The organism is Rothia sp. ZJ932, from assembly GCF_016924835.1.
Classification (GTDB): domain Bacteria; phylum Actinomycetota; class Actinomycetes; order Actinomycetales; family Micrococcaceae; genus Rothia.
The window spans coordinates 140,727-166,758 of record NZ_CP070480.1; the positions used below are offsets into that span (position 1 = coordinate 140,727).

General features: G+C 52.4%; 24 protein-coding genes. 16 read left to right on the forward strand and 8 right to left on the reverse strand.

The window, feature by feature from the left end:
• Positions 1 to 9: 9 nt before the first annotated feature.
• The 3 genes from JR346_RS00665 (at position 10) to JR346_RS00675 (ending at position 2,265) form a co-directional block, all read left to right on the forward strand.
• Entirely contained in the window at positions 10 to 534 is a 525-nt protein-coding gene (locus JR346_RS00665; RefSeq protein ID WP_204877650.1) for a YbhB/YbcL family Raf kinase inhibitor-like protein, read from the forward strand.
• A gap of 9 nt (positions 535 to 543) precedes the next feature.
• Positions 544 to 1,359, forward strand: a complete 816-nt coding sequence (locus JR346_RS00670) for an HAD family hydrolase (protein WP_204877649.1) — start codon at positions 544 to 546, stop codon at positions 1,357 to 1,359.
• A gap of 90 nt (positions 1,360 to 1,449) precedes the next feature.
• The gene (locus JR346_RS00675; RefSeq protein ID WP_204877648.1) at positions 1,450 to 2,265 is read left to right on the forward strand and encodes a glycerophosphodiester phosphodiesterase family protein; all 816 of its coding nucleotides are present in this window, start codon (positions 1,450 to 1,452) and stop codon (positions 2,263 to 2,265) included.
• A gap of 92 nt (positions 2,266 to 2,357) precedes the next feature.
• Here the strand turns inward: JR346_RS00675 and JR346_RS00680 are convergent, their stop codons facing one another.
• On the reverse strand, positions 2,358 to 3,695 hold the full coding sequence (locus JR346_RS00680) for a uracil-xanthine permease family protein (RefSeq protein WP_205482547.1): 1,338 nt from the start codon (positions 3,693 to 3,695) through the stop codon (positions 2,358 to 2,360).
• A 252-nt stretch (positions 3,696 to 3,947) separates the two neighbouring features.
• Between JR346_RS00680 and JR346_RS00685 the strand changes: the two genes are divergently transcribed.
• The 6 genes from JR346_RS00685 to mnhG are packed head-to-tail and all read left to right on the forward strand — an operon-like array spanning position 3,948 to position 10,541.
• A complete protein-coding gene (locus tag JR346_RS00685) occupies positions 3,948 to 7,019 on the forward strand; it encodes a Na+/H+ antiporter subunit A (RefSeq protein WP_205482548.1) in 3,072 nt (1,023 codons plus the stop codon).
• Positions 7,016 to 7,606: a Na(+)/H(+) antiporter subunit C gene (locus tag JR346_RS00690; protein ID WP_204877645.1), complete on the forward strand. Its 591-nt coding sequence runs from the start codon at positions 7,016 to 7,018 to the stop codon at positions 7,604 to 7,606. The genes JR346_RS00685 and JR346_RS00690 overlap by 4 nt, the downstream gene beginning before the upstream one ends.
• Positions 7,607 to 7,609: 3 nt before the next feature.
• Positions 7,610 to 9,211: a Na+/H+ antiporter subunit D gene (locus tag JR346_RS00695; protein WP_204877644.1), complete on the forward strand. Its 1,602-nt coding sequence runs from the start codon at positions 7,610 to 7,612 to the stop codon at positions 9,209 to 9,211.
• Positions 9,208 to 9,867: a Na+/H+ antiporter subunit E gene (locus JR346_RS00700; protein ID WP_204877643.1), complete on the forward strand. Its 660-nt coding sequence runs from the start codon at positions 9,208 to 9,210 to the stop codon at positions 9,865 to 9,867. The genes JR346_RS00695 and JR346_RS00700 overlap by 4 nt, the downstream gene beginning before the upstream one ends.
• Positions 9,864 to 10,202 carry a monovalent cation/H+ antiporter complex subunit F gene (locus JR346_RS00705; protein WP_370592523.1) on the forward strand — a complete coding sequence of 113 codons (339 nt, stop codon included), beginning with the start codon at positions 9,864 to 9,866 and terminating at the stop codon, positions 10,200 to 10,202. Before JR346_RS00700 ends, JR346_RS00705 begins: the two co-directional genes overlap by 4 nt.
• Complete coding sequence (mnhG, locus tag JR346_RS00710; protein WP_204877642.1) at positions 10,203 to 10,541, forward strand: monovalent cation/H(+) antiporter subunit G; 339 nt, start codon at positions 10,203 to 10,205, stop codon at positions 10,539 to 10,541.
• A gap of 88 nt (positions 10,542 to 10,629) precedes the next feature.
• On the opposite strand, the gene JR346_RS00715 is transcribed toward mnhG, so the two are convergent.
• A complete protein-coding gene (locus tag JR346_RS00715; RefSeq protein WP_205482549.1) occupies positions 10,630 to 12,117 on the reverse strand; it encodes a peptide MFS transporter in 1,488 nt (495 codons plus the stop codon).
• A gap of 343 nt (positions 12,118 to 12,460) precedes the next feature.
• Complete coding sequence (gene pgm / locus JR346_RS00720) at positions 12,461 to 14,098, reverse strand: phosphoglucomutase (alpha-D-glucose-1,6-bisphosphate-dependent) (protein WP_205482550.1); 1,638 nt, start codon at positions 14,096 to 14,098, stop codon at positions 12,461 to 12,463.
• Between the two features lie 176 nt (positions 14,099 to 14,274).
• On the opposite strand from pgm, the gene JR346_RS00725 reads away from it, so the two are divergent.
• On the forward strand, positions 14,275 to 14,613 hold the full coding sequence (locus JR346_RS00725) for a rhodanese-like domain-containing protein (RefSeq protein WP_204877824.1): 339 nt from the start codon (positions 14,275 to 14,277) through the stop codon (positions 14,611 to 14,613).
• A 111-nt stretch (positions 14,614 to 14,724) separates the two neighbouring features.
• A complete protein-coding gene (gene pabB, locus JR346_RS00730; RefSeq protein ID WP_205482551.1) occupies positions 14,725 to 16,113 on the forward strand; it encodes an aminodeoxychorismate synthase component I in 1,389 nt (462 codons plus the stop codon).
• Between the two features lie 25 nt (positions 16,114 to 16,138).
• On the opposite strand, the gene JR346_RS00735 is transcribed toward pabB, so the two are convergent.
• The 5 genes from JR346_RS00735 to JR346_RS00755 all read right to left on the reverse strand — a co-directional run bounded on the left by JR346_RS00735 (position 16,139) and on the right by JR346_RS00755 (position 19,827).
• Positions 16,139 to 16,777 carry an ABC transporter ATP-binding protein gene (locus tag JR346_RS00735; protein ID WP_205482552.1) on the reverse strand — a complete coding sequence of 213 codons (639 nt, stop codon included), beginning with the start codon at positions 16,775 to 16,777 and terminating at the stop codon, positions 16,139 to 16,141.
• A gap of 378 nt (positions 16,778 to 17,155) precedes the next feature.
• Positions 17,156 to 17,704, reverse strand: a complete 549-nt coding sequence (locus tag JR346_RS00740) for a hypothetical protein (RefSeq protein WP_205482553.1) — start codon at positions 17,702 to 17,704, stop codon at positions 17,156 to 17,158.
• Positions 17,661 to 18,809, reverse strand: coding sequence for a hypothetical protein (locus JR346_RS00745; protein WP_205482554.1), 1,149 nt, complete (start codon positions 18,807 to 18,809; stop codon positions 17,661 to 17,663). The genes JR346_RS00740 and JR346_RS00745 overlap by 44 nt, the downstream gene beginning before the upstream one ends.
• Positions 18,810 to 18,889: 80 nt before the next feature.
• Entirely contained in the window at positions 18,890 to 19,195 is a 306-nt protein-coding gene (locus tag JR346_RS10550; RefSeq protein ID WP_205482555.1) for a lactococcin 972 family bacteriocin, read from the reverse strand.
• 221 nt (positions 19,196 to 19,416) lie between these two features.
• Positions 19,417 to 19,827, reverse strand: a complete 411-nt coding sequence (locus JR346_RS00755) for a hypothetical protein (RefSeq protein ID WP_205482556.1) — start codon at positions 19,825 to 19,827, stop codon at positions 19,417 to 19,419.
• Between the two features lie 231 nt (positions 19,828 to 20,058).
• Here JR346_RS00755 and pyrE point away from each other — a divergent pair, with 231 nt between their 5' ends.
• From pyrE to JR346_RS00785, 5 genes are all read left to right on the forward strand, one after another.
• Positions 20,059 to 20,640 (forward strand): orotate phosphoribosyltransferase, encoded by a 582-nt coding sequence (pyrE, locus tag JR346_RS00760; protein ID WP_204877633.1) that lies wholly within the window; start codon positions 20,059 to 20,061, stop codon positions 20,638 to 20,640.
• Positions 20,641 to 20,712: 72 nt separating this feature from the next.
• On the forward strand, positions 20,713 to 21,399 hold the full coding sequence (locus JR346_RS00765) for a TrmH family RNA methyltransferase (protein ID WP_205482557.1): 687 nt from the start codon (positions 20,713 to 20,715) through the stop codon (positions 21,397 to 21,399).
• A gap of 301 nt (positions 21,400 to 21,700) precedes the next feature.
• Positions 21,701 to 22,935, forward strand: a protein-coding gene (locus JR346_RS00775; protein WP_370592585.1) for an IS3 family transposase whose coding sequence is annotated in 2 segments (ribosomal slippage) — positions 21,701 to 21,992 and positions 21,992 to 22,935 — 1,236 coding nt in all. Because the reading frame shifts where the segments join, the coding sequence is not laid out codon by codon here.
• 58 nt (positions 22,936 to 22,993) lie between these two features.
• The gene (locus JR346_RS00780) at positions 22,994 to 24,964 is read left to right on the forward strand and encodes a class I SAM-dependent DNA methyltransferase (RefSeq protein WP_205482559.1); all 1,971 of its coding nucleotides are present in this window, start codon (positions 22,994 to 22,996) and stop codon (positions 24,962 to 24,964) included.
• Positions 24,951 to 26,006, forward strand: coding sequence for a restriction endonuclease subunit S (locus tag JR346_RS00785; RefSeq protein WP_205482560.1), 1,056 nt, complete (start codon positions 24,951 to 24,953; stop codon positions 26,004 to 26,006). Before JR346_RS00780 ends, JR346_RS00785 begins: the two co-directional genes overlap by 14 nt.
• Positions 26,007 to 26,032: the final 26 nt, after the last annotated feature.

The window sequence follows — 26,032 nt, forward strand, 5'->3', positions numbered from 1 at the left end:
GCTACATCCATGTTGAACCGTGAACCCTACGCCGATCTGCCTGACCTGCCTGAATTTACGCTGACCTCCACTGACATCGCTGAAGGCGAGAAGGCTCAGCCTGCCCAGCTTTCGGGCATCTTCGGCATCGAGGGCGGCAAAGATATTTCGCCGCAGCTTTCGTGGAGCGGTTTTCCTGCTGAAACCAAATCGTTTGTGGTGACCTGTTTTGACCCGGACGCACCCACCCCCAGCGGTTTCTGGCACTGGTGCGCCTCAAACATCCCCGCAAGCATTACTGAACTGGCTACCGGCGCAGCCGAAAATATGCCCGAAGGTACGTTGCGTCACCGCAATGACGGTGGTACAGACGCTTTCTTGGGCGCGGCTCCTCCTGCCGGTCACGGTGCCCACCGCTACATTTTCTGCGTGACCGCTGTAGACGTTGAAGAACTCGACATCGATGCAGAGACCAGCCCCGCCGTCGTAAACTTTAACCTCTTCTCCCACGGCATCGCGCGTGCTTTCCTCACCATCACCCACGAGGAACACTAAAAATCACCCATGATCAAACTGATAGCCAGCGATATCGACGGAACCCTTATCGGACACGATTTTGCCTTTAGACCGCGCACCTTGGATGCGCTGGCGGCTGCTCGTACCGCCGGGGTTCATCTGGTGCTGGTCACCGGGCGTCCCTACCGCTGGTTATCTGCCATCGTGGAGCAAATGGGTGGTTACGATTCTTATGCTATCTGCTCCAATGGGGCGGTGACCTATCACCTGGGGCGTCAAGAAATTATAGAAACCCGTACCCTTACCGGCGAGCAGATGTTGCAGGTACACTCATTATTGAAAGAAGCGTTACCGGGGGCACACTTTACTGCTGAGACTATTGATGCCGCCTACATTGACGGTGATTTTCAGGTGGTGCCCGGTGGACCTTTCGACGGTATTAGATGTGAGTACGGTGCCCTGGAAGATGCCATCACCCCAAAGAGCGAAATCATCAAATACCTGGTGCGTCTTGATGAGGCTGACCCGGCTGAGCTTCTAGAAAAAGTGCGGTCTTTAGTGGGGCAGTATGTGTCTGTAACCCACGCAGTACCGGGTAGCCCCCTGATTGAGATGGCTCAGCTGGGGCTGAACAAAGGGTGCGTACTGGAGGATTTCGCCGCAGCTCGCGGTATTGATGCCAGCGAAGTCGCAGCTTTCGGCGATATGCCTAACGATACGGAGATGCTGTTGTGGGCTGGGCACGGCTACGCCCTAGAATCAGGTGCGCCCGCTGTTCAAGCGGCGGTGGGACGCACCTGCCCGCCTTTTGACGAGGACGGTGTAGCTCAGGTGATTGAGCAGCTCTTGGACGAGAACCGGTAGTTGATAACCGCCTTCTTTCACCTTATCTGTGGGGGTGAGCGGTGGTGCTCCTCGCAGTAACCATTAAGTTGTAGTATAAAATTTGTAGTTATGGTTGCACCCTCCACTTCAGCTGAGCAGCGTCAGACTATTGAGCGCTTCGCCCACCGCGGTTTTAGTCTCAACGCGCCAGAAAATACTCTCGCGTCTTTCAAAGATGCCCTGGACGCCGGTACCCAGTGGCTAGAAATTGACGTAAATACCACTGTAGACGGGGTGCCTATTGTTTTTCACGACCCCTTCTTGAACAGGCTTACCGGTCACTTTGGTCTGGTACGCAACACCCCTTGGAAAGAGATCAAAGAGCTAGAGCTTGAGGGCGGGCACCGCATCCCCTCGCTCGCCGAGGCGCTCGAAGCGTTCCCCGAGGCGTCCTTCAATATCGACATGAAAGATGCCGCCTCTGCTATTACGGTGCCGCGCGTTCTCTCGCAGGTGAAGAAACTACCGCGCGTGCGCATCACCTCTTTTACCGAACGCACCCGAAAAGCTGCCTACCGAAGCCTGGCTTTTTATGGGCTACAAGATCAGGTAACTCTGGGCGCTTCGGAACTGTCGATGACTTTTCTCTACCTTTCATCGCTGATTCACCCCAAGATGTGGAGTGTCATCAGTGCTAAAACTAATAACTGGGTGGCGCCCATCGACGCGGTGCAGATTCCCCTAACCCATAATTGGCTGGGCAAAACCTGGCAGGTGCTGACCCCGCGTCTGCTCGAAACAGCTCAAACTGCTGGTTACCAGGTGCATATTTGGACCATTGATGAGGCAGAACGTATGCGCGAACTCATCGAGCTGGGTGTCGATGGAATCATTACAAACCGCACCGATATTCTTAGCCGGGTTCTCAAAGAGCTGGGTAGATAACTTCACATCCTGAGTGCATAAGTGCCCCTTTCGAATACCGGAAGGGGCACTTATACACTCAGTTTTTGTTTGCTCGGTGGGCGCGCTATAGCCTAGTGGGCGCTAGCTGCCGGGTCTGAGGGGTCTGTGGCGTCAGGGGTGAGCGGGTGGGTACCTGCTGCCCCGGTTGCCTTATTGATAGCTGCCATCACGTGGTAGACGATCAGGGTTGCCGTGGTGCCCAGAGCGATACCGGCAAACTGTAGACCACCGAAATCCCAGGTGTAGTCGGCGATGCCGATAATCATGGCAATGGACGCGGTGCTCAGATTGACTTGGTTGGAGAAATCTACACGATTCTGTACCCAGATGCGTACACCGAGCATGCCGATCATGCCGTAGAGAACGGTTGCCGCACCACCCAGGACGCCGGCGGGAACGGATGCAACGGCGGCGCCGAAGACCGGGAAGATGGAGAGTAGCAACGCGAAGATAGCAGCTACCCAGTAGGCGGCGGTGGAGTAGACCTTGGTTGCTGCCATAACGCCAATATTTTCAGCGTAGGTGGTAGTACCCGAACCGCCGCCGAAACCGGCAACAGTGGTGGCAAGACCGTCAGCCATGATCGCGCGTCCTGAGTAAGCGTCGAGGTTTTGGTTAGTCATCAGTGCCACTGATTTAACGTGACCGATGTTTTCAGCAACCAAAACTAGAATTACGGGAATGAAGAGACCGGCGAGGTTCCAGTGGAATTCAGGGGTCTGAAAATGCGGCAGACCAATCAAGCCCTCGGTTTCCCAAGTCTGGCGGATGGCTGAAAAATTGACTTCGCCGCGCAGTACAGCGGTGATGTAGCCGATGACGACTCCCAGCAGAATTGAAAGACGCCCAATCATGCCCTTAAAGAGTACTGAAATCAGCACGATAGAAACCAGGGTGATGAAAGCGGTAACGGGTGCTTCCATAAAGTTCTTCTTCGCGCTGGGAGCGAGGTTGAAGCCAATCAGCGCTACGATAGCGCCGGTGACCAACGGCGGCATGAGCTTGGTGAGCCAACCGGTACCCGCGAACTGAATAATTAGACCCACGATAAAGAGCGAAACGCCAGCCATGACGATGCCGCCCAAGGCACCGGCGGGACCGTGCTGGTTGGTTGCCGCAGCCAGGGGCGCGATAAAGGCGAATGAGGAACCCAGGTAGGAGGGCACTCGTCCTGCTGTAATCAGCAAGAACAAAATTGTGCCTAAACCTGAGAAGAAGAGGGTAGTTGCCGGGGGAAAACCGGTCAGGAGCGGCACCAAGAAGGTAGCACCAAACATTGCCACCACGTGCTGGGCGCCAATACCGATAGTGCGACCCCACGCTAGGCGCTCATGAGGGGCAACAACAGCGCCGGGGGCAACGGTTTTACCGTCGCCGTGAAGCTGCCAAGAAAAAGGAGAACGAGACACGAGAAAAATCCTTGCGAGTAAGAAGACTCAAACGCCCTCAAGTTTACTACCTCTACCGGTAACCGGTTGATAGTCGGTAGCGGGGAAAACTCTCGCACTGCCTTGAGGTCGCGGTGCTCTTCTGAACATAGCCAGGCGCGTATATTCCCACGATGACCGCCAATTTTTGTGGAACCGCCCATAACAGTAAGCAGAGATTATCGACTAAACTAGAGGTAACTACGCCCAAACACAAACACGTAAGGCCTTCTTGTGACCTTCATTCTTTTTGCTTTCTTCTTGTGTTCTGTGGTTGCCCCTGCACTGTACAAAAAGCTCGGCATCAAGACCTTCTATGTCTTAGCGGCTATTCCTGCCCTAGCGCTGGTGTACGTGCTGGTGCATACTCAGCGCATTCTTGGCGGCGACGCTTTAGTACAGCAGCTGCAGTGGGTTCCACAGCTGAACCTTGAACTGACCTTCCGCCTCGATGTGCTCTCATACATCATGAGCCTGCTGGTGCTTGGAGTGGGTTCTTTGGTGCTCTTCTATTGCGCCTCTTACTTTGAGCACTCCAAAGGCTCGGTAGGAACTTTTGCCGCTTACCTCTTCGGTTTTGCGGGCGCGATGTTCGGTTTGATTACTGCGGACGACGTCATTGTGATGTTCGTTTTCTGGGAAATCACCACCATTCTTTCCTACCTGCTCATTGGCTATTCTTGTGAGCGTCTGTCTGCGCGTCGTTCTGCCTTGCAGGCACTGACTATTACCACCTTCGGTGGTCTCGCCATGTTCATCGGCTTGGTGATAGTAGGTCAGGCAATGGGTACTTACAGTATGCGCGAGTGGACGCAAAATGGCGCTGAGTTCGCCGGTCAGGTGCTTGCTGGTGAGGGTTCAATTTCATCTACAGTCTTATCGTGGGCGCTGTTCTTAATTCTTTTGGGCGCTATTTCTAAATCTGCTCTGCTGCCCATGCACTACTGGCTGCCCGGTGCAATGGCTGCACCGACCCCCGTCAGCGCCTACCTGCACGCTGCGGCGATGGTGAAAGCCGGTATCTATCTTCTGCTGCGTCTGGCACCTGCTTTCGGCGAGGTTCAGGTGTGGCATTACACCCTGCTCTTCTTGGGCGTTGCAACCATGCTTTTTGGTGGCTACGTTGCCCTCAAACAGTACGATCTCAAACTTGTTCTTGCCTACGGTACCGTTTCTCAGCTGGGTTTCTTGGCGCTCGTGATTTCAATTGGCACGCCGGATGCGATCTACGCGGCTATTGCCATGATGCTGGCGCATTCGCTCTTCAAAGCAACCCTCTTTCTCTCGGTAGGCATTATTGACCACCAGACTGGTACCCGAGATATCCGTAAGCTCTCCGGTCTCTACCGCCGTGCCCCCAAACTCTTTATCGCGGCTCTGATTGCTGCCGCGTCCATGGCGGGTGTGCCCCCGCTTGCCGGGTTTGTAGCAAAAGAAGCTGTGCTTGAAACCGCCCTGCACGGCGTACATACACCGCACGGGCTGTTGGCTGTTGCCGGTGTAGTGCTGGGCTCAGCACTCACTTTCGCCTATTCGGCACGTTTTGTCTGGGGCGCTTTTGCCGTCAAACCCCAGGGCTACATTGTCACCGACCAAATCAAATACTGCGAAGATGTTGATCTCGCCAAGGTCAAGCACGGACGCAACCAGCCCAGCCCTGACACCCGCTTTCACGCGGTCACCAACGGCTTTTTGGTGGCTCCAGCGGTATTGACTGTTCTGACTATCATCTACGGTCTGTACCCCGAACCCGTTCACCAGCTAATCTCAGCGCACATGAAAACGGTGGGGGAGTACGAGCTGCACCTTGCCCTGTGGCACGGTATCACCCCGGCTCTGATGACCTCTGTGGGTATCCTAGTCACAGGCATCATTCTCTACATCTTCCGCAGCCCAGTTGAACGCTTTCAGAAAGCGCTCCCGGCTATGCGCGGTGCCTACATTATTCACCGCGACATCATGGACGCGCTCGACGTGCTGGCGGTGTGGGTCACCGGTAAAACCCAGCGTGGTTCACTGAGTTTCTACCTCTCGGTTATCCTAGTCACCGCAGTGACCCTGCCCACCATCGCGCTCTTCGTAGAAACCACCCCGCCGCTTGCCAACGTCCGCGCCAGCGAATCGCCGGTGCAGTGGATTGTTGCTATCACCATGATTGTTGCAGCCATCGTTGCTGCTGCAGTGCGCAAACGATTCCTCGCGATTCTGATGGTCTCGGTCACCGGCTACGGTATGGTTCTGCTCTTCGCCCTACGTTCAGCACCCGACCTTGCCCTTACTCAGCTGCTGGTTGAAACCCTCTCACTCATCGCCTTCGTACTCGCCCTGCGCGTTCTCCCGCGCAACATGCCCCGCGATATTGTCGCCAACCGCAAACACCGCATGACCAAAGCAACCCGCATGGTCATCGCCATCGGCTTCGCGGTGCTCATGATGGCACTCGCTATGTTCACCTTCTCCTCGCGTGAACTGACCCCCATCTCGGTAGAAATGCCCCACCTCGCCTACGAATACGGTTACGGTTACAACACCGTCAACGTCACCCTCGTCGACATGCGAGCCTGGGACACCTTCGGCGAAATCTCCGTGCTAGCACTGGCAGCAACGGGCGTTGCGTCCCTCATCTTTATCGGCGGACGCAACGACACCCTGGGCGCCAACCCCAGCACCGCCAAGATGCGCACCATCGAAGCGTCCTTCAACAAGGGCAAAGTCAGCCAGCAGCGCAAGATGTCAAACATCTTCGGGCAGGTTGAAGGCAGCAGCCGAGACCCCTTCTTGATCGCAGGACGCACACTGCCCCCCGAGGCGCGTTCGCTACTGCTTGAAGTGATGACCCGACTGCTCTTTCACACCCTGCTGATAATCTCGCTCTATATGCTGGTCGCAGGGCACAACCTGCCCGGCGGTGGCTTCGCCGGCGGGCTACTCGCAGGTCTGGCATTCACCATTCGCTACCTGGCAGGCGGCGGCGCTGAACTCAGCAGCTCCGTACCCTTCTCAGCCGGTACCTTCCTCGGCACCGGCCTTGCAATTGCAACCCTCTACGCCGTAGCGCCCCTCTTTGCAGGAGACCCCGTCTTCACCTCCTACGTCTGGGACTTCTGGCTGCCGGTCTTCGGCGACGTCCACTTCGCCAGCGCCGTCATCTTCGACATCGGCGTCTACCTACTAGTCATCGGCCTCGTCCTCGATATCCTCCGCAGCCTCGGTGAAGGCATTGACGACGCCATCGCCGATAACACCGTCAACGTCAGCGAACAAGTCGAAGAGAGATCCGACGCAACTACAGGAGGCCGCAAATGATCATCGACCTCAGCCTCATCCTCGTCATGGGCGTCTTCTACGCCGTAGGCGTCTACCTGGTACTCGCCCGCTCACTCACCCGAGTGCTGCTAGGGCTCATGCTCATCTCCAATGCCACTAACCTGCTCATCTTCCACGCAGCAGGCCCGGCAGGTCTACCCGTCTTCTACGAAAAAGACATAGACCCCAGTGAGTACTCAGACCCGCTACCGCAGGCACTGGTACTCACCGCAATCGTCATCGGCTTCGCCATGGTTGCCTTCATCCTCGGCATGATCTACCGCGGCTGGGTGCTCTCCCGCGCTGATGAGATTCAGGACGATGATGAAGATATCCGCGTGGCATCAGCCGACCGCTTTGATGCTGAAGAGGACGCGCTCGCAGACGTTGAAGAGTCAGAATTCGACGCCGACGAGCAAACCCGCTTGCAGCAGCAAGAAGAAGAGAACCTGCGACGCTCAAAGGCAGGTTCAAGTGCGGCGGGTGTAGACGATGATGAAGAAGTCGCCTTGACTGCCCCCGGTGCTCCTGACCTCTCTGACCGAATCTCGCCCGATGCTTCCGCTACTATCCCGAAGGAGAGCTAACCAATGAATATCTTTGCTCTTGCTCCGCTCTCTGTTGCTCTGCTTTTCTTTGCGGCGGCACTGACTTTTATTCTGCTTAAGTATCCGCGTGCCCAGGCACTGATTTCATTCGGCGCTATTTTGGTGGCGTTGGGTCTTGAAATCACCCTGCTGCTGGCGGTGTGGAACAAAGAACCCCAGGCGGTTCATTTGGGTGGTTGGGAGGCTCCCTTCGGCATCGTGATGGTGGTGGACCAGCTCTCAGCCTTGATGCTGGTAGTCTCATCGACAATCTCGCTTGCAGTCTTGGTCTTCGCCACCGGTCAGAACCTGGCTGATGAAGACGACGAAGTGCCGATTTCGGTCTACTACCCCACCTACCTGCTGCTGATTGCCGGTGTGTCTAATGCCTTCTTGGCGGGTGACCTCTTCAACCTCTACGTGGGCTTTGAGATTCTGCTCTTTGCCTCCTACGTACTGACCACCATGAACGCTTCAACCGAGCGCATTCGCGCGGGCGTTACCTACGTGGTGGTGTCAGTGATTTCGTCCATGCTGTTCTTAATCGCCATCGGATTCATCTACGCTTCGGTGGGTACCGTGAACATGGCGGATCTTGCACTGAAACTGGGTACCCTGCCCGAAGGCACCCGTATGCAGCTGCACCTCATGCTGCTGATTGCTTTCGGCATTAAAGCGGCGGTCTTTCCGCTTTCGCTCTGGCTGCCAGACTCCTACCCGACGGCACCGGCACCGGTGACCGCGGTTTTCGCGGGCTTGCTGACCAAGGTGGGCGTGTACTCGATTATTCGTACCGAGACCCTGCTGTTCCCCGGCGGACATCTCAACACTCTGCTTGCTATCGTGGCGATTTTGACCCTCTTCGTGGGTATTCTGGGTGCTTTGGCGCAGAAAGACATCAAACGTCTGCTCTCCTTCACTCTCATCAGCCATATCGGCTACATGATCTGGGGTATTGCCCTGAGCAGCGAGCTGGCACTAACCACAGTGGTCTTCTACATCGCCCACCACATCGTCATCCAGACGGCACTGTTTATGGTGGTTGGTCTCATCGAACGTCGCACCGGCAGCACCAACACCGACCGCCTGGGTGGCATGCTCGCTATCTCACCGGTCTTGGGTGTTCTCTACATGGTTCCAGCCCTGAACCTGGGCGGTATTCCTCCCTTCTCAGGCTTTATCGGCAAGATCGGTTTGCTGCAGGCAAGTGCAGACGCGGGCACCTGGCAGGCATACGCCATGGCAGGGGTCGGCGTGTTAGTTTCTCTGCTGACCCTGATTGCCCTCATGCGTATCTGGAACAAGGCATTTTGGCGTCCGGTCGCCCAAGCCGAAGACCCCATGGTTGAGCTACTGAGCGCCGAGGAATCAGATAATCCCTCACGCTACAAGCACAAGCCCATTCCCACCTCAATGTTCTATTCAACTCTCGGGTTGATTTCGGTTAGCGTTGCCATAACTTTCTTGGCACCCCCCCTCTTTGAACTTGCAGACTTCGCCTCGGATAACCTCTTTGAACCTGACCGCTATGTACAGGCGGTCTTCGGTCAGACAGCGCCGACCATCGAAGAGTACCTGGCAGATCACGCAGGAGGAGCACAATGAAACGCATCAAAGATTTTTTCTTGCACGGGCTACCGCCCCTGCTGTGGATTCTGCTGGTCTGGTGCGCCCTCTGGCAGGATTTCTCAGTATCTAACGTAGCTTTCGGTCTGGTGCTCGCCGTCCTCGTGACCGTGCTTTTTCCCATGCCCAGCCTCTACCTCTCAGACAGATTTAACCCCTGGTACGCCTTTCAGTTTATGGTGTTCTTTCTCTGGCAGGTGGCGCTGGCAAGTTTCAAGCTACTCTTTCTTGCTCTCTCCTTCGGCAAACCCGTCAATAGCGCGGTAGTGGGCGTGCAGCTGCGTACTAAATCTGACCTGTTTATTACTGCAACCTCCCATACGCTCTCACTGATTCCTGGATCTCTGGTGGTAGAAGTGGATCGAGCGAACTCTATTCTTTACTTCCACGTCATTGATATCTCCACCCCTCAAGAAGCCATTGACTACTGCCTGATGGCACGCGATGTTGAGGCGAGAATCCTCAAAGCGGCAGGTCACAGTGACGAGTATCGGGCGCTTTTGCATGAGGAACCCAGCGATGACACTCAGGCAATAGAAATCGTTGCCAGCTTTACCCGCGAGAACGCAATCGTTGGTGAACGCGAAAAAACTCCTCAGAGCATGAAGGTCGCACAGAAAGGTCCCCGCTCATGAATATGACTATAGTTGTCTGGATCTGCGGCATTATTCTAACCTTTGCCACCGTGGGCGCTCTCTACCGCTTGTGGAAAGGGCCGACCCTGCTTGACCGCGTAGTGGCGTCAGACGTCATTCTTACCATTATTGGTGCGACCGTGTGCATCAACATGGTCTACGACAAAAGGTACGATCTGTTGCCCATGCTGGCGGTTGTTTCAACCATTGGTTTTATTGGTTCGGTGACGGTGGCTCGCTTCGCATCGAATGCGCCGGTGAGTTCTGAACTTGATACCTACTCAGCCGAAGAACTCAGCGATGACCTGGCTACGGGTACACGGGAGGACGCTTAAATGCTGATTGATATTCTTGTTTCGCTCTGCCTGATTACTGGCTCGCTGATGTCGCTGGCAGCTGCTGCCGGTCTGGTGAGGTTCCCCGATTTGCTGACCCGTTTGCATTCTGGTTCTAAGCCGCAGGTGTTTGGTTTGCTCATGATGGTGGTGGGTATCGGGCTGTACGCTCGAGATTTGAAACTGTTGCCGCTGCTCATTGTAATTTTCATGTTGCAGCTGCTGACTATCCCCATTTCAACGCACATGATGGCGCGCTCAGGCTACCGCAACAAGCACTTCCACAAGGAAGACCTGCTGCGGGATGATCTTCGCGCCCGCGTGGAGGCAGAGGAGTAAAACCCCCTAACGTCGAGAGGACACTGGTGCGTCATTTTTAGACCAAAAATGACGCACCAGTGTCCTCTTGCGGTGGAGCGCTGGGGTGTTAGCGGATTCCTGCCATCCTCTTCACAATCCACTTGTTCATTGCCCACAGGGCAAGACCAATAGCGACAGTGATGATGCCCAAGGTGGTGAAGTAAGGTACTTCAGTTTCGAGGGAGTAGAAACGAGCCAACCAACCGGCAAGGACGGTACCCAGTGCAACAGAGGTGAAGTAAAGTGCCACCATTGCTACACGGTGATTCTCGGGTGCCAGCTTGGTCGCCAGTGAGGTACCCACCGGTGAGATAGAAAGCTCACCCATGGTGCAAATGAATAGAATCAGCACAATCCACATAAAGTTCACGTTGGTGTTGCCCGCCTGGGTCAAGAAAATCAAGAAAGCAATGCCAATAAGAATCAGCGCGATGGCGAACTTAACCGGCGTCGCAGGCTGCTTGTCGCCCATCTTCGTCCACATTGCGGTGAAGATAGCACCGAAGATGATGATGAAGACCGGGTTGATGGAGTTCATGAACTCGGGGGTCAGCTGCAGACCGAAGATGTTCCAGTTAATGCGTGATTCTGAGTAGATCGCCAATACGGTGAACTGCTGCTGAAAGAGCGCCCAGAAAGCCACGTTACCGATGAACATGGGAATGAAAGAGACCACGCGGGAGTGTTCTTCAGCGGTGGTGAGTTTAGAGGTGAGCAGGGTGTAGAAGAGAATCGCTGCGCAGATAGCAATGATGCTCATGACCCAGGTCGCTAGGTTCAGCGGGTTGATGATGCCGGTGAAGACCAAGAGCAGAATGACCGCCAGTATGACAACAGTACCGATGCCGTAGACCTTCTTCTCTCGTGCGTTGAGCGGCTGTGAGAGCTGGTGGACGCTGGCGGGCAGGTTTTTGCGGGTTAGTGCGTACTGAATCAGACCGACTGCCATACCTACAGCTGCCATACCGAAAGCGATGTGGAAGCCGTAGTTTTCACGCAGAATACCTGTGAGCATGGGGCCAAAGAGCGCACCGATGTTCACGCCGATGTAGAAGATGGTGAAGCCACCGTCTCGGCGGGGGTCGGTCTTGTCGTAGAGCGAACCGACGAGTACGGATGCGTTGGTTTTCAGACCGCCTGAGCCAATAGCTACCAGCACCAGACCTGCGATAACGCCAGCAGCGCCGGGCAGAATGGCAAGTGCAATGTGACCTGCCATGATGGCGATTGCTGAGTAGAAGAGAGTGCGTTCGGGGCCGAGGACACGGTCGCCCAAGATACCGCCGACCACAGCCATGAGGTAAACCATGCCGCCGTAGGCACCCATAACGCCCGCTGCTGAGGTTTCGCTGAGCAGTGCTAGACCGCCGCGCTCTGCCTCCCAGTAGAGGTAGTAGAGCATGATGACTTGCATGCCGTAGAACGAGAAACGTTCCCACAGCTCTACCGAGAAAAGGTTAGCCAGGCTACGGGGGTGACCGAAGAACCCCGTGCTCTGCGTCGTCTGGGGTGTGTTAGGCGGGGTTGCCTGCACACCTTCAGAGAGTGATGCCATGTGTATCTCCCACAAAATGGTGACGCGTCCTGAAAACGCTGTAAAACTCAGGACGAGTAGTTTATTTTTCGTGGTTGAGTCTACTCTTCTTTGGGTAGGTGGGTGACATTTGGTTACAGGGTGTTAAACGGCAAGGTACACGGTTTTTCTAAAAACCTGCGTCAAAAGGGTGAGGCTCAGGGCATGGCTGCGAATAAAACATGTATGTGTGATTCAAATAACCCCAATGCTAAGAAAAACGGAGCTTTGTTAAGCACTCAGAGCGCAAAGTTACCCATGTTCCAGACGAAAACCTGTTAACTCTGCGCTCTGAGGAGAGCGAACCGCGAGAGGTTAGAGAGATTTAAGCGATGACGCTATCTACCAGTTTCTTCGCTTCAGCCTGCACCTGCGCCAGATGGTCAGCGCCTTTGAAGGATTCGGCATAAATCTTGTAGACGTCCTCAGTACCTGATGGACGCGCCGCAAACCAGGCGTTCTCGGTGGTTACCTTGAGACCGCCGATGGACGCGCCGTTGCCCGGTGCCTCGGTCAGCTTTGCGGTGATTGCTTCACCGGCAAGTTCAGACGCGGTCACATCAGCGGGGGAGAGCGCACCGAGCTTTGCTTTCTGCTCGCGGGTGGCGGCGGCGTCCACCCGCGCGTAAGCGGGCTCGCCGAAGGAACGAGTGAGTTCAGCGTAGCGCTGTGAGGGGGTCTTGCCGGTAACAGCGGTAATTTCTGCCGCCAGCAGAGCCAGAATGATGCCGTCCTTATCGGTTGTCCAGACCTTGCCGTTACGCATGAGGAAGGACGCGCCCGCTGACTCTTCACCGCCGAAACCGATGGCTCCGGTGCTCAAGCCATCGACGAAGTACTTGAAGCCCACGGGAACCTCAACGAGCGTGCGTCCCAGCGACTCGGCAACGCGGTCAATAATCGAAGAAGAAACCAGGGTCTTGCCAATGCCAGCATCTGCCGCCCAGCCGGTGCGGTTGCGGTAGAGATAGTCGATAGCAACAGCCAGGTAGTGGTTGGGATTCATTAGTCCGGCGTCGGGGGTGACGATGCCGTGACGGTCTGAGTCGGCGTCATTACCGGTAGCGATATCGTACTTTTCTTTGTTCTCAATCAAGGACGCCATAGCGCTGGGTGAGGAGCAATCCATGCGGATTTTTTCGTCCCAGTCCAGGGTCATAAATGCCCACTGCGGATCAACCTGCGGGTTCACCACGGTCATATTGAGCTTGTACTGCTGCGCGATGCGCTGCCAGTAGGCAACGGATGCGCTACCCATGGGGTCAGCGCCAATTTTCAGACCTGAGGCTGCGATGGCGTCCATATCAATGACGTCACCCAGCTCATCAACATAAGCACCCAGGTAGTCGTAGGTGCCGGTGGTCTCAGCAGCCTTCGCGTTCTCTAGGGAGAGGCGGGCGACGTCCTTGTTGTCGCCTTCAAGAAGCTCGTTGGCGCGGTTAGCGATCCAGCCGGTTGCATCGGAGTTAGCCGGGCCACCGTGAGGGGGGTTGTACTTGAAACCGCCGTCAGCGGGCGGGTTGTGGCTGGGGGTAATCACAATGCCGTCGGCCTGTGCGGTGTTTGCCGGGTCAGCGTTGTGTACAATAATTGCGCGAGACAGCGCAGGGGTGGGTACAAAGCCACCATCAGCATCAAGTAGCACGGTCACACCGTTAGCTGCCAGCACCTCCAAGGCGGTATCTTGCGCGGGGCCTGACAGCGCGTGGGTATCCTTACCCATAAAGAGTGGGCCTGTAATACCCTGCCCCTTACGGTACTCAGCGATCGCCTGCGAAATAGCGGCAATATGCGCGTCATTAAAGGAGCTCTTGAAAGAGCTACCGCGGTGACCCGACGTACCAAACGCTACACGCTGGGCGGGATCACTCAGATCAGGGATGAGGTCATAGTAGGCGCTGATCAGCGCGTCGATATCAACAAGATCTTCAGGGATGGCAACAGTGCCGGCACGATTAGACATACTTCAAGAGTAACCCGCAACACTCCAGTAATCGGCTCGGTTAAGGATTTTCGCGAATAGTTACGCGGGAGTTTTCCCGAGCACTTGGCTGTAGGCTGAAAAATTCTGCCAATCTTGTAGCACCCGGTCGCTGGTTCTAAGCTGAAAGGTAAGACAAAGATTTTTTCTTGCGAAAGGTGAAAACCGTGAACGATGATATTCCCCAGGTCACCGTAGACCAGATTCCTGAAGGCGCAAAGATTCTGGACGTGCGCGAGGACTACGAATGGCAAGAAGGTCACATTGAAAACGCCCAGCACATTCCCCTGGGTGAAGTGCCCGAACGCTACGGAGAAGTGCCGCTGGACGAAGACGTGTACGTCATCTGCCGCGCCGGTGGACGCTCCCTGCGTGCCGCCGCCTACCTCAACCAGTACGGTTTCGACGCCATTAACGTTATCGGCGGTATGGGTGCATGGCAGGACGCCGAACTGCCTATGGTCTCAGAAAACGGCGAAACCCCGCAGGTGCGCTAAAAATTTTCTAGGCTTGAAAGCCTTACCCCGTTGCTCTTTCATCTGGTTTTCAGTTGTTGGAGCAGCGGGGATTTTTATACCCGCTTGCCTCTCTACCGCTAGAATTCTTGGGTGACTACTGCGCCCCACACCTGCCCCGAATCGCTGACCGTTCGCCCCCTTATTACGAGTCTTTCTGTAGCTGAGATCTACCGGACTATCTCTGCTAACTCTGATTATTCTTTCTGGTTAGACTCTGCCCGAGAAGAATCACCCATGTCGCGTTTTTCTTACCTGGGGGTCGTACCGCAGGGCACCGAACCTCTCATCTGCACGGACGTGCGCACCACCGATTCTTTTGCCACTGACCTAGAAGCGGCTCTTGCCAACGCACCCCAACCTCACGACGTCCCATCAGAACTGACCGAAGCACTTTTGGGCGGTTACGTGGGGTACTTCGGGTACGAATACCGTGCCCTGACTGAACCGGCGTCTTCTGTTCGCCACCGCGCGTCCACCCCTGATGCCCTCTGGATTCCTGCCATACGATATATCATCCATGTGCATGCCACCGAAGAAAACTGGCTGATTGGTGATGAACAGTGGTGTGACGAGATGGAGCCGCACCTGGCAAGTACCGAAAACCGTGACTCGGCAGCAAGCCTCCTGACCGGCCTCACCTTCACCCCGCCCACCCGCGCTCGCTACACCGCAGCCGTGCAAGAATGCCAGCGTGAAATCTTTGAAGGCAATAGCTACGAAGTTTGCCTGACCGCGCAAACTCGGGCACGCGCATCCGCGCCAGTGAGCAAAGAGAGTGCGCTTGCCACCTACCTGGCGCAACGCGACCACAACGCAGCCCCCTACGCTGCCTTTATGCACTGCAAAGACTTCTTCATTTTGAGTTCATCGCCTGAGCGTTTTTTGAGTATCAGCACCGATAGGGTCTCTGAAACTAAACCCATCAAAGGAACCATCGCTCGTGCAACTGATTCGGTGGAGGACGCCGCCCGCGCCCACTGGCTCACCACCGACGCCAAAACCCGCGCTGAAAACCTCATGATTGTGGACTTGCTGCGCAACGATCTTTCGAGGGTCAGCTACCCCGAAACGGTGCAGGTGCCGGTACTTATGGGCGTGGAATCTTATTCAACCGTACACCAGTTAGTCTCGACCGTGCGCTCTCGTCTGCGGGCAGATGTGAGTTCGGTGGGGGCGGTGCAAGCCTGTTTTCCCGGTGGGTCGATGACTGGTGCGCCCAAGCCTTCGACCATGGACATTATCGACCGGCTTGAGGGACGCGCTCGCGGGATTTATTCTGGGGCGCTGGGGTTTTTCTCTGCTTCTGGGGCGGCGAACCTTTCGATTGTTATTCGCACCCTGGTGGTCTCTGCCTCCGGTGAAGTCAGCCTGAGCGCTGGGGGTGCAATCGTTGCGGACTCAGACCCCGACGCCGAATACGAAGAGATGCTGACCAAGCTGCGCGCAGCCCTGCCGCCGAGCGTGGGCGGGCTGGGGTAGCGGGCGGAGTTCTCCCACTTGGGTGTTAATTCAAAATAATGCTTACATCTGCGTGTTCCACCAGACGCGCATCGTGAGTGGCAACCACTGCTATGCCTCCCTTGGCGCAGTGTTGGTTGACGAAATCCCCGACGCGCCCCGCATTATCGTCATCCAAAGCGGCTGTTGGTTCGTCCAAGAGAACTAAGGGGGTATGACGTAGAGCCAAACGTATGAGACCGACCCTTTGCTGTTCACCACCACTTAGCTGAAAAACAGGTCTATCAAGATAATCGTAATCTAAGTTGAACCGCTCAAACGCTTCCTGGGCTTCCGCTTTGTGCTCCGCGACTTTGTAACCAGCAATATCTAGATTTTGCCGTACAGTCCATGAAGCAACTAGACCAGAGTTCTGGAAAGCAAAACTAACTTTGGTACGCAGAAAATCTCGTCGCGACTTTCCCTTTAGATGAGCGGGGTTTATATTGTCGAATTTAATGTCACCAGCTGTTGGTTTTTCGAGCCCTCCCAAACACTGTAATAAAGTAGTTTTTCCAGAACCGCTGTGCCCACGTAAGGCGATAAAGGAACCGGAGGGTGCTTCAAAACTGATGTTTTCCCATAAAGTTATAGCGGGGTAACTGAAACCGAGTTCTACGACTGATAAAGAGTTGCTTATAGTCATATTTTCCTTCCTAAGCTCATGAAATTTCAAGGGCGAAGCGCGAAATGGTGTAGTTATATCTACGTAAGGTTGTAGTGACTACTAGGAAGAAAACACACAACACGCCCAATGCGATCAGAACGGCGGGGAGAGGCTCCAGCGCAGACATAGCGACTGAAACTGCTACTGGTAGGGCAATAAGTAAAAGTATTTTATTCAGGAAACCCCGTGTATCTCAGTAAAATTAGCTCCCGACATAGTTTGCAAAAAGATTACTGCTCTATTACGGCTTACATAGATATACACTAATAAAATAGCACCGATAATCAATGCGCCTGAAGCTACAGATGTACCGATAACGACAACGGCAAGAGCAGCTTTTCGGTCTGTTTGGGCTAATTAGGTGTATTGCGAAAGACTCTCAAATCCAATAACCGCTAAGTCAAGATTATTCTCTGATACTGCTGCTTGATAAGCTGGGGCGCGATAGACCGTTTTTAAAGTCTCAACACTGCTTGGAGGTAAAACATTATTAGTGGAATCGACCACCACGAGGATGGGGTTCTTTATGTACATTTGAGTGTCAGTGCTGAAGTAGAGTAGCGGTATGATTCCCGTATTAATATCCGATGCAACTTTTACTGAAATATCACTATTCTCAGGCTCCTCCGGGGTGTTCTGAAAAGATGCCCATGATTGAACGCTTGACCGTATTTGATCTTCTGCGGAGGCATGCTCTGAGGGAATAAGTGCCACTACGGTGGAATCGGCAGATGCCATATCTGATATTTCTTCCACCGTCTGTTTATCAATCTCTGTAAAGGCAGAAAGATAATTAGGGCTGACGGCCATATTATGAGTAAGCACGCTGTCGCTTTGTTCGGTGTCAAAAAGAACATTTGGCTCAGCTAGAAAGCTGTCCCCAGTTCTTTGAAGCTCTGTGAACACATTGCCATAGACTTTTTGACACTGTCTGCTTGGCTACCCTGCAGAGCATAACCCAGTCAGGCTGAACAAGGTCAGGCTGGTTCAGACGTACCTCATCTGACTGGCGTTCCGCCTTGTAGTTCTGAATCTGTTTTAAGGTGTAAGAAGCTGTGGCAGAAGCCCCCAAGGCGGCTACGACTACGAGTAAAGCAGAGAGAAAACTAAGGATTGTTTCTGGGCATTTTCCTTTGATGAGCTCTCCCAGAGACTGTCGAGTCTCAAACAAAATCACTGCAACACGACTAATAAGTAATAACACCGCGAGAACTATGAACTGTTGGAACGCAATAGCGCCAATGCTGAGTAGACGGTAACCAGCAGATACTAATAGGCTATAGCTCAAAATAAATCTTGTTGATGCTATGAAGGGTACAAATACGGGAACAGCAAGTATTAGCAACTCAAATAATTGCACTCGTGTTTTTGACTCACCTGTGGAAACTCTTATAGCAACCACTGAGAGGCGGATGCTTTGCAACTGACAGAGGGCAAGCAACAACGCTAAAACCAAGCTAGCGATAGCTACACCCCAGCCACTTCCAATCACGAAGAATACCCACAGTAAGTATCCAGGGTGCGCAGAAACCTCTCGTGTCTCGACCCCCGCCTCTTTTAAAGAACTCGTAATACTGCGGGTTTCTGCTGAGGTGCCCTGCACCAGATAAGTGCCTGTCAACTGTGCTCGTTTGAGCGCAGAGGTGTCATACAAAGCAGCAGAGTATACTCCAGTAAAGGTGGGAAAAAATTGTGAATTGAGGTCACCTAAAGTCTTACTCGGATTCCCCTCGAAAAGGTAGTAATCAGTACTTCTAACATCATTATTAGATGATGGTGTTAATTTATAAACATTCAAGCCATTGTAATTAGCTACATCCTGTAGCGTTTTTATAAAGTGCTCAGTTTCAATGTTTGGCGAAATCTCAGAAACTGTAAAACCTGAGCTGAAATCTTCTGGTCCCCAACGGTCTTGGTCTACTAGAAACAAAAAGATTGCTCCTGTTAGTACGGTGCTCAATAGGCAAGAAATAACCCAAACTAAGGTAGAAGCTCTTTTTATATTATTCATGACGAGAACGCCTTTAATAAATTATTGTTGTAGCCCCAATAGCTACTGGGGCTACAACAATTAGCAGTAGGTAATAGACATCAACTCTTTAACGCCAGTATGCAATGTTCCCACCCCAAGTTGCTCGGATGGATGCATCTGACCAAACACCCCCAGGAACAGTCGGGCTTACACTGCATGAGCTTTGCGTTACATGCGGTACTTCCATGTGCGCGAGAAGGATGGTGGTATTTTGACCAAGTCTTCATTGTTAGGTAGGTGGTTCCGTAATCCCAAGTTCCACCACCTCCTGAAATGGTGGCCGCATTGGCTGCCGCCACCCCGCCGAGCAAGCTAACTCCAAGGGTGAGTGTGACTAGTGATTTCTTTGCAAACGATAGAGACATTATGGCCTCCGTAAGTAGTTCCTTTTACGATTTTGATAAATCGTAATTTGATTCTACCCCCTCTCTATAAATGCAATAAAGATCACAAATGAATATAAATTCAATTTTTGTGAATATTTCTGGATTTGTAAGCCTATATAGGTTTCATATGTTGCAGGTATCCGCCCCTCCTGCATGTTTTGATGGAACAATTGAAATTTTGTAATTTTTTGAAGGGAGAGCTATTTCTTAGCTACGTATAGGGCGCCCACGATCATCGGGATCTGCAGGGGTAGGCGCCGCGCTCGCTTAGCATCGGTATCAATCAGCCCCGGAATGTCGATACCCTCTCGCCACTGGTAAACATTTGCTGGGAAGACCGCGGCAAAGAGGGCTGCTGTGCCCAAGCCGGACGCGCGTCGTGCCCTGGGTGCGGTGAGTAAGCTCAGACCGAGGGCAAGTTCTGCAGCGCCTGATGCGTACACGACAGTTTCGGGGCTACCTGGCACCCAAGGCGGAACAATCGAGGCGAAAGACGGCACGGAATCCTTTTTAAAATGCAGGACACCCATGAAAGTAAGCCCGGCTCCTAGCCCCAGGCGGGTGAGCTTCTGACCGGTGGTTTCGGTGGGGTCTTTTTCGAAAATAGTCATGGTTCAACCCTACGCCCGCATTGATCTCTGTGTAGTTTATTTTCGTACACCCTATTGCGTGTACGGCAAGGGCTTTCGGTGTACCTGGCGCCGAGAGTGAGGGGGCGCTGTCTGCGCGCGTCCGCCTTGCCATCGCCGAGAGTGCAGTTTAAGACCGGCTTTCATGAGAAACCGGTCTTAAACTGCACTCTCGACGCTGTGAGGCTGCGACCACCCACTAGACTGGGCATTATGGCTAATTTTTCTAACACCCTCCCTATTGACCAAGCACGCGAGCGTCTGCGCGAACTAATTTCTGAACTTGCTGTTGTTCGTGGCAAGGTGACCCTGGCTTCGGGTAAAGAAGCTGACTACTACGTTGATTTGCGCCGCATTACCCTGCACCATGAGGCGTCGCGTCTGGTGGGGCAGGTCATGCTTGATTTGCTCGATCAGAACGCCATCGAATTTGAGGCTGCCGGCGGCTTGACTATGGGCGCAGACCCGGTAGGTCACGCCATCATGCGCGCTGCGGGCGATGCTGGACGCGCCATTGACACTTTTGTAGTGCGCAAGGCGCAGAAGTCCTATGGCATGGGCCGTCAGGTTGAAGGCCCCTCTGTCGAAGGACGCCGCGTGGTTGCTGTTGAAGATACCTCCACCACCGGCGGTTCAGCCTTGACCGCTGTCGAAGCTCTAAAAAAAGCTGGTGCTGAGGTTGTTGCTGTTGCCGTCATCGTTGACCGCGCAACCGGCGCTAAGGAGCACATCGAAGAGATAGCGGGCGTGCCCTGTTTCTACGCCTACTCCAAGGACGACCTGGGTCTGAGCTAAAAAGTTTCGTTTCTTTTTCAAGCGCCACCGGTAGACTTATCGGTGGCGTTTTGATGTGTAAAGGGTGAGGGTATGAGTAAAGAGAACGATGCACCGGTGCAGTCTTCTGAAGTAGAGCAGGTTGAGCCGACCTCTGCTGAAGCCAACCACGTGATTGGTGTTGGCCCCTGGGAAGGCGAGTTGCCTGAAGGCGACCACTGGGATGAAGAACTCTTGCGCGAGGGTGACCGTCGCAACGTGGTGGATCACTACCGCTACTGGAAGATGGACGCGATTATCGCTGACCTTGATACTAAGCGGCACGAGTTCCACGTGGCGATCGAGAACTGGCAGCACGACCTCAACATCGGCACGGTGGTACGTACCGCCAACGCGTTTTTGGCGAAAGAAGTACACATTATTGGTAAGCGCCGCTGGAACCGTCGCGGTGCCATGGTTACTGACCGCTACCAGCACGTGCGTCACCACCCCACCATTGAGGACTTTTTAGCGTGGGCTGAGTCTGAGGGCATTGCTGTGATTGGTATTGATATTTTCCCGGATTCCCAGCAACTTGAAACCTACGACTTACCCGAAAAATGCGTCCTGGTTTTTGGGCAGGAAGGCCCCGGTCTTTCGCCGGAGATTCACGAGGCTGCGCAGGCGACGCTTTCCATTGAGCAGTTCGGCTCGACCCGTTCCATGAATGCTGCATCTGCCGCCGCCGTGGCAATGCACGCCTGGGTGCGTAGGCACGTATTCGGGCAAAGGGTGAACTAGACGCTCGCTGATCTTTGGGCGAATAAATGAGAGTGGCGGACGCGCGCCTGCCTCTCTCTGTTCCCTCGACACAAGTGGGGCTAGGTCTTTGGGCTGTGAGCATGGGGGCAATTCCTGCCATCGGGTTATATATAGTTCCTAACCAACTATTTTCTGTTTCATCTAGCCAAACGATTATTTCTCTTAGGTAATACTATTACTCAAGTATTCCGTAGGACCATGCACCTTCTCGCTCACATGAGTTATCTTTCTGAAGTGTCCCAGGTTTTGTTCCGTTTGAGTAGATGGGAAAATCTGGAACATGCCGAAGAAATTTGATCAGGATGCCAAGGATCGGGTGCTCCGCCTTGTTGAGGACCGCATCCTGGCGGAGGGGATCTCCATGCAGGAAGCGTGCAAGATCGTGGCCCCGAAACTGGGTGTCTCGTGGCATACTGCCCGGCAGTGGGCTCAGGCGGCCCGTCGCGAAGGCAGGGCAATTGATCCTTTACCTGAAGATCTCGTTGCAGAGGTGGCCAAGCTGCGTCGTGAGAATCAGGAGCTTCGCGACACTAACGAGTTGTTGAAGGCCGCGTCAGCTTTTTTCGCCTCAGAACTCGACCCCAAACGTCGGAAATGATCCAGTTCATCGATGAACACCGGGATCGTTTCACAGTCGAGTTCATCTGTCAGAGGTTGAAGAGCAATCGGCAAGGTGGCTTCATTTCCTCACGCGGATACCGTCAGTCAAAAGCCCGGGGATTAAGTGCCCGCAGCCTTCGCGAGGCCGCATTGACAAGGCGTATTGCCGAGGTTCATGAAGAAAACTACGCAGTCTATGGTATCCGCAAGATGTGGCATGCTCTACGCCGTGAAGGAATCGACATCGGCCGTGAGCAAACCGCTCGCCTGATGCGCCTTGCTGGAGTCAGTGGGAAAGGTAAAGGCCGGTTGCCTGTGACAACTCGCAGGTCCAAGGACTCGGATAATCGCCCTGACTTGGTAGGCCGTGATTTTCGTGCCCCTGGGCCGAATCGGTTATGGGTGGCTGACATTACCTACGTCCGTACCGGTAATGGGTTCGTCTACACCGCTTTTGTCACCGATGTGTACTCCCGCAAAATTGTCGGATGGGCATTATCAGATACGATGCGCACGGAAGCGTTGCCACTACAAGCACTCAACCAGGCGATTGTATGCGCAAAGGAAACAACGGGACTGATTCACCATTCAGACCACGGCTCGCAGTATGTGAGCATTGTCTATAATGAGCGCCTTGCTGAGCATGGAATCACTGCCTCTACTGGGACAGTCGGTGACTCCTACGACAATGCTTTGGCTGAGAACGTCAACGGTTCTTACAAAAATGAGCTTATTCATAGGCGGTCGTGGACTGACGTGGTTGATGTTGAGATTGCGACGTTTGAGTGGGTCTCGTGGTGGAACGAATCACGGCTTCACCAAAGTCTCGGTTACCGTACGCCGATAGAGGTAGAAGCAGGGTTTTGGACTGGCAATCCAAATCACGAGAGAATAGAAATCAAGGCAAATGCCTAGGAACAAAACCCGGGGCACTTCATTCTAGACGGTAGAATCTTCCTAGCCACCCCTAAAGATGAATACCAAGGCAAAACAGGTCAGGCACGGAAGAGCAGGTTGGATAATGGCGAAAAAAGAAGCTGAAATTGATTTCTGGGTAGCTACTCAGCTTAAAGACGCAGGGATTGACTTCGATATTCAAGGAAGTAACGTCTTAGAGATAAACGAAGCCCTAAAATCAGCATCGAAAAAGCAGACAGGGAACGCTGGGTTTCCCGAATTCGTTGCAGTCATAGACGATTTTGTGCTGGTAATTGAAGATAAATCAAACCAAAACAAACACATCAAACTAAACGAAAATGGCATAATTTCAACTAACACAAAGGATACTGTAAATTATGCCGTCAACGGTGCATACTTCTATGGTAAACACATAGCCCAAAACAGCAATTTTAGAAAAGTTTTTGCAGTCGGCGTATCCGGCAATGAAAAATATCATTCCATTACCCCTCTCTGGGTAGATGATAGAGAGGGTTACAAGACCCTACCTGATATAGAGTCGTTCATTTCTTTCTCCCCGGAAAATATCAAGGAATATTACACAAGAAATGTCCTAGAAGAACCTACATCGTTTGAAAAAACGACTGAACAGATACTTAAGGATGCCGCTGAACTCCACGACTATCTGCGAACCTATGGGACTCTAAAGGACCAGGATAAGCCCTTAGTTGTGTCTGCGATACTGCTTGCCTTGGACGAAATCGAAAAAGATATGTTCAGCATTAAAAGTCTCAGGGGCGACCAAGTAGATACTGCACGGGATGGAGATAAGATCTTCAATGCAGTAAAAAGTCGCTTGACCCGCTCTAATGTCGGACCAGATATAAAAAGAGACAAACTACTCTCTGAATTTTCAATACTGACCACCAGTTTCAGATTGAATGAAGTAAACACATCCCTCAAAAAGACTCCACTTAAATTCTTTACTGAATTTTTATACGAGAGAATTTTTAAGAGCATAAAGTATCAAGAAACCTCCGAAGACTTTATCGGGCGTTTCTATGGTGAGTTTATGAGTTATTCAGGTGGAGATGGACAGTCGCTGGGCATCATCCTGACTCCAAAGCATATTACCGACCTCATGTGCGATCTTGTAGACATAAAACCTGACGATAAGGTACTAGACCCTACATGTGGCACTGGTGGGTTTCTTATCTCTGCCATGCACAAGATGCTTGAACAGTCAGAAACCTCTCAACAACGGAAAAATATCAAAAAAGTACAACTACATGGCTTTGAGATTCAAAGCAACATGTTTGCCGTTGCGGCTACCAACATGATTTTAAGGAAAGACGGTAACAGCAATCTTGAATGTAGCGACTTCCTAGCCAAAGACCCTGCTCAGATCCAGTTGAAAGGTGCTACGGTAGGACTAATCAATCCTCCCTACTCACAAGGATCCAAGTCTGATCCGACTCAGTATGAACTTTCGTTTGTGGAACATCTTTTGAAGTCAGTAGTAAAAGGTGCCAGAGTTGCAGCGATTATCCCGCAATCTTCACTTACAGGTAAGACATCTTCTGAAAAAGACTTCAAAAAGTCCATCCTAGAAAACCACACCCTAGAAGGTGTAATCACCTGCAACACCAGCACCTTTTACGGTGTGGGGACCAATCCTGTTATCGCTGTCTTCACAGCGCATGAACCACACCCAGAAGACCATATAAGTAAGTTCATTGACTTTAGAGATGATGGATATGAGACAAAAGCCCATCTCGGGCTCGTTGAGAGTGAATCTGCTAAGGATAAACAAAAACATTTAATTGATATTTGGCAGGGAAAGACCGAGGCCCCCGTAGAATTTTGCGTGGAGTCAAGAGTTGAGCATGATGATGAATGGCTACATAGTTTCTACTACTTTAATGATGCCCCGCCGATAGATGAAGATTTTGAAAAGACAGTCGGAGATTACCTAACATTTGAATTTTCGATGATTATGCAAAACCGTCAGCATCTTTTCCAGGAGACAGACAATGATCAAAAATAATCTTTCTTGGGACACTTTTTCAATCCCTGATATTTTTGATGAAATTCAGCGTGGAAAAAGATTTAAAAAATCTGATCATGTAGCCGGCAAAGTACCTTATATTTCATCAACAGCCCTGAATAATGGCGTTGATTCGTTTGTCACACAGATACACAAAAATCGTGTATTCAAAGACTGCATCAGCCTAGCTAACAGCGGTAGTGTAGGTAAAGCCTTCTATGAGCCTTTTACTTTTGTGGCAAGTGACCACATCACCCACCTCAAAAAATCTGGCATGTCAAAATATGGTTACCTCTACCTAACTACGTCACTTGAAAAGCAAAAATCTAATTTCAATTTCAACAGAGAAATAAACGATAAGCGGATTGAACGTCTCAAAATAGTTCTTCCTACTGATGCCTCGGGAAACCCAGCATACGACCACATGGAGGAATACACCTCCACACAGGAAAAAACCTTATTAGACCGTTATAAATCCTTCGCCCTCAAAAACTTAGAAGAAACTATCTTCAGCGACATACCCCCACTTGAAGAAAAGAAATGGGGTCATTTCCTCATTGACAGCCTTTTTATAGTCAACAGGCCCAGATACAGGACCCACCACTCATATCAAGACGGAGAAATACCTTTTATAGCATCTGGGGCAAGGAATAATGGGGTGGTCAGATATTGCGACCCCAAGAAAGATGAAAAACTTGACTCCGGAAACTGCATCACTGTAAGCCCTGTGGATGGTAGCTCGTTCTACCAGCCTGTCGATTTTCTTGGTCGTGGCGGCGGTGGTTCCTCAATGATCATTCTCAGAAACAGACGCCTTAATAAATACAATGGCATCTTTATTGCTGGTGCCGTACAAAAAGCATGTTCCCAATATATGTATGGGCGCATGGGGAACAGCAATAGCATAAAACGTAAACAGATACTATTGCCCATTGATGATTCTCAGCAACCAGATTATGCCTACATTGAGCAGTATGTTAAGAATAAAATGTGCGAAAAATATAAAAAATATTTAGACTATTTAGAAAGTCAGAATAGATAAAAATTAGCCCAGAACCCAGCTTTGTG

Coding starts and splice junctions, on each gene's coding strand:
- JR346_RS00665 (WP_204877650.1), top strand. CDS start 10: ATGTTGAACCGTGAACCCTACGCCGATCTGCCTGACCTGCCTGAATTT.
- JR346_RS00670 (WP_204877649.1), top strand. CDS start 544: ATGATCAAACTGATAGCCAGCGATATCGACGGAACCCTTATCGGACAC.
- JR346_RS00675 (WP_204877648.1), top strand. CDS start 1,450: ATGGTTGCACCCTCCACTTCAGCTGAGCAGCGTCAGACTATTGAGCGC.
- JR346_RS00690 (WP_204877645.1), top strand. CDS start 7,016: ATGATCATCGACCTCAGCCTCATCCTCGTCATGGGCGTCTTCTACGCC.
- JR346_RS00695 (WP_204877644.1), top strand. CDS start 7,610: ATGAATATCTTTGCTCTTGCTCCGCTCTCTGTTGCTCTGCTTTTCTTT.
- JR346_RS00700 (WP_204877643.1), top strand. CDS start 9,208: ATGAAACGCATCAAAGATTTTTTCTTGCACGGGCTACCGCCCCTGCTG.
- JR346_RS00705 (WP_370592523.1), top strand. CDS start 9,864: ATGAATATGACTATAGTTGTCTGGATCTGCGGCATTATTCTAACCTTT.
- mnhG (WP_204877642.1), top strand. CDS start 10,203: ATGCTGATTGATATTCTTGTTTCGCTCTGCCTGATTACTGGCTCGCTG.
- JR346_RS00715 (WP_205482549.1), bottom strand. CDS start 12,117: ATGGCATCACTCTCTGAAGGTGTGCAGGCAACCCCGCCTAACACACCC.
- pgm (WP_205482550.1), bottom strand. CDS start 14,098: ATGTCTAATCGTGCCGGCACTGTTGCCATCCCTGAAGATCTTGTTGAT.
- JR346_RS00735 (WP_205482552.1), bottom strand. CDS start 16,777: ATGACTATAAGCAACTCTTTATCAGTCGTAGAACTCGGTTTCAGTTAC.
- JR346_RS00745 (WP_205482554.1), bottom strand. CDS start 18,809: ATGAATAATATAAAAAGAGCTTCTACCTTAGTTTGGGTTATTTCTTGC.
- JR346_RS10550 (WP_205482555.1), bottom strand. CDS start 19,195: ATGTCTCTATCGTTTGCAAAGAAATCACTAGTCACACTCACCCTTGGA.
- JR346_RS00755 (WP_205482556.1), bottom strand. CDS start 19,827: ATGACTATTTTCGAAAAAGACCCCACCGAAACCACCGGTCAGAAGCTC.
- pyrE (WP_204877633.1), top strand. CDS start 20,059: ATGGCTAATTTTTCTAACACCCTCCCTATTGACCAAGCACGCGAGCGT.
- JR346_RS00765 (WP_205482557.1), top strand. CDS start 20,713: ATGAGTAAAGAGAACGATGCACCGGTGCAGTCTTCTGAAGTAGAGCAG.
- JR346_RS00780 (WP_205482559.1), top strand. CDS start 22,994: ATGAATACCAAGGCAAAACAGGTCAGGCACGGAAGAGCAGGTTGGATA.
- JR346_RS00785 (WP_205482560.1), top strand. CDS start 24,951: ATGATCAAAAATAATCTTTCTTGGGACACTTTTTCAATCCCTGATATT.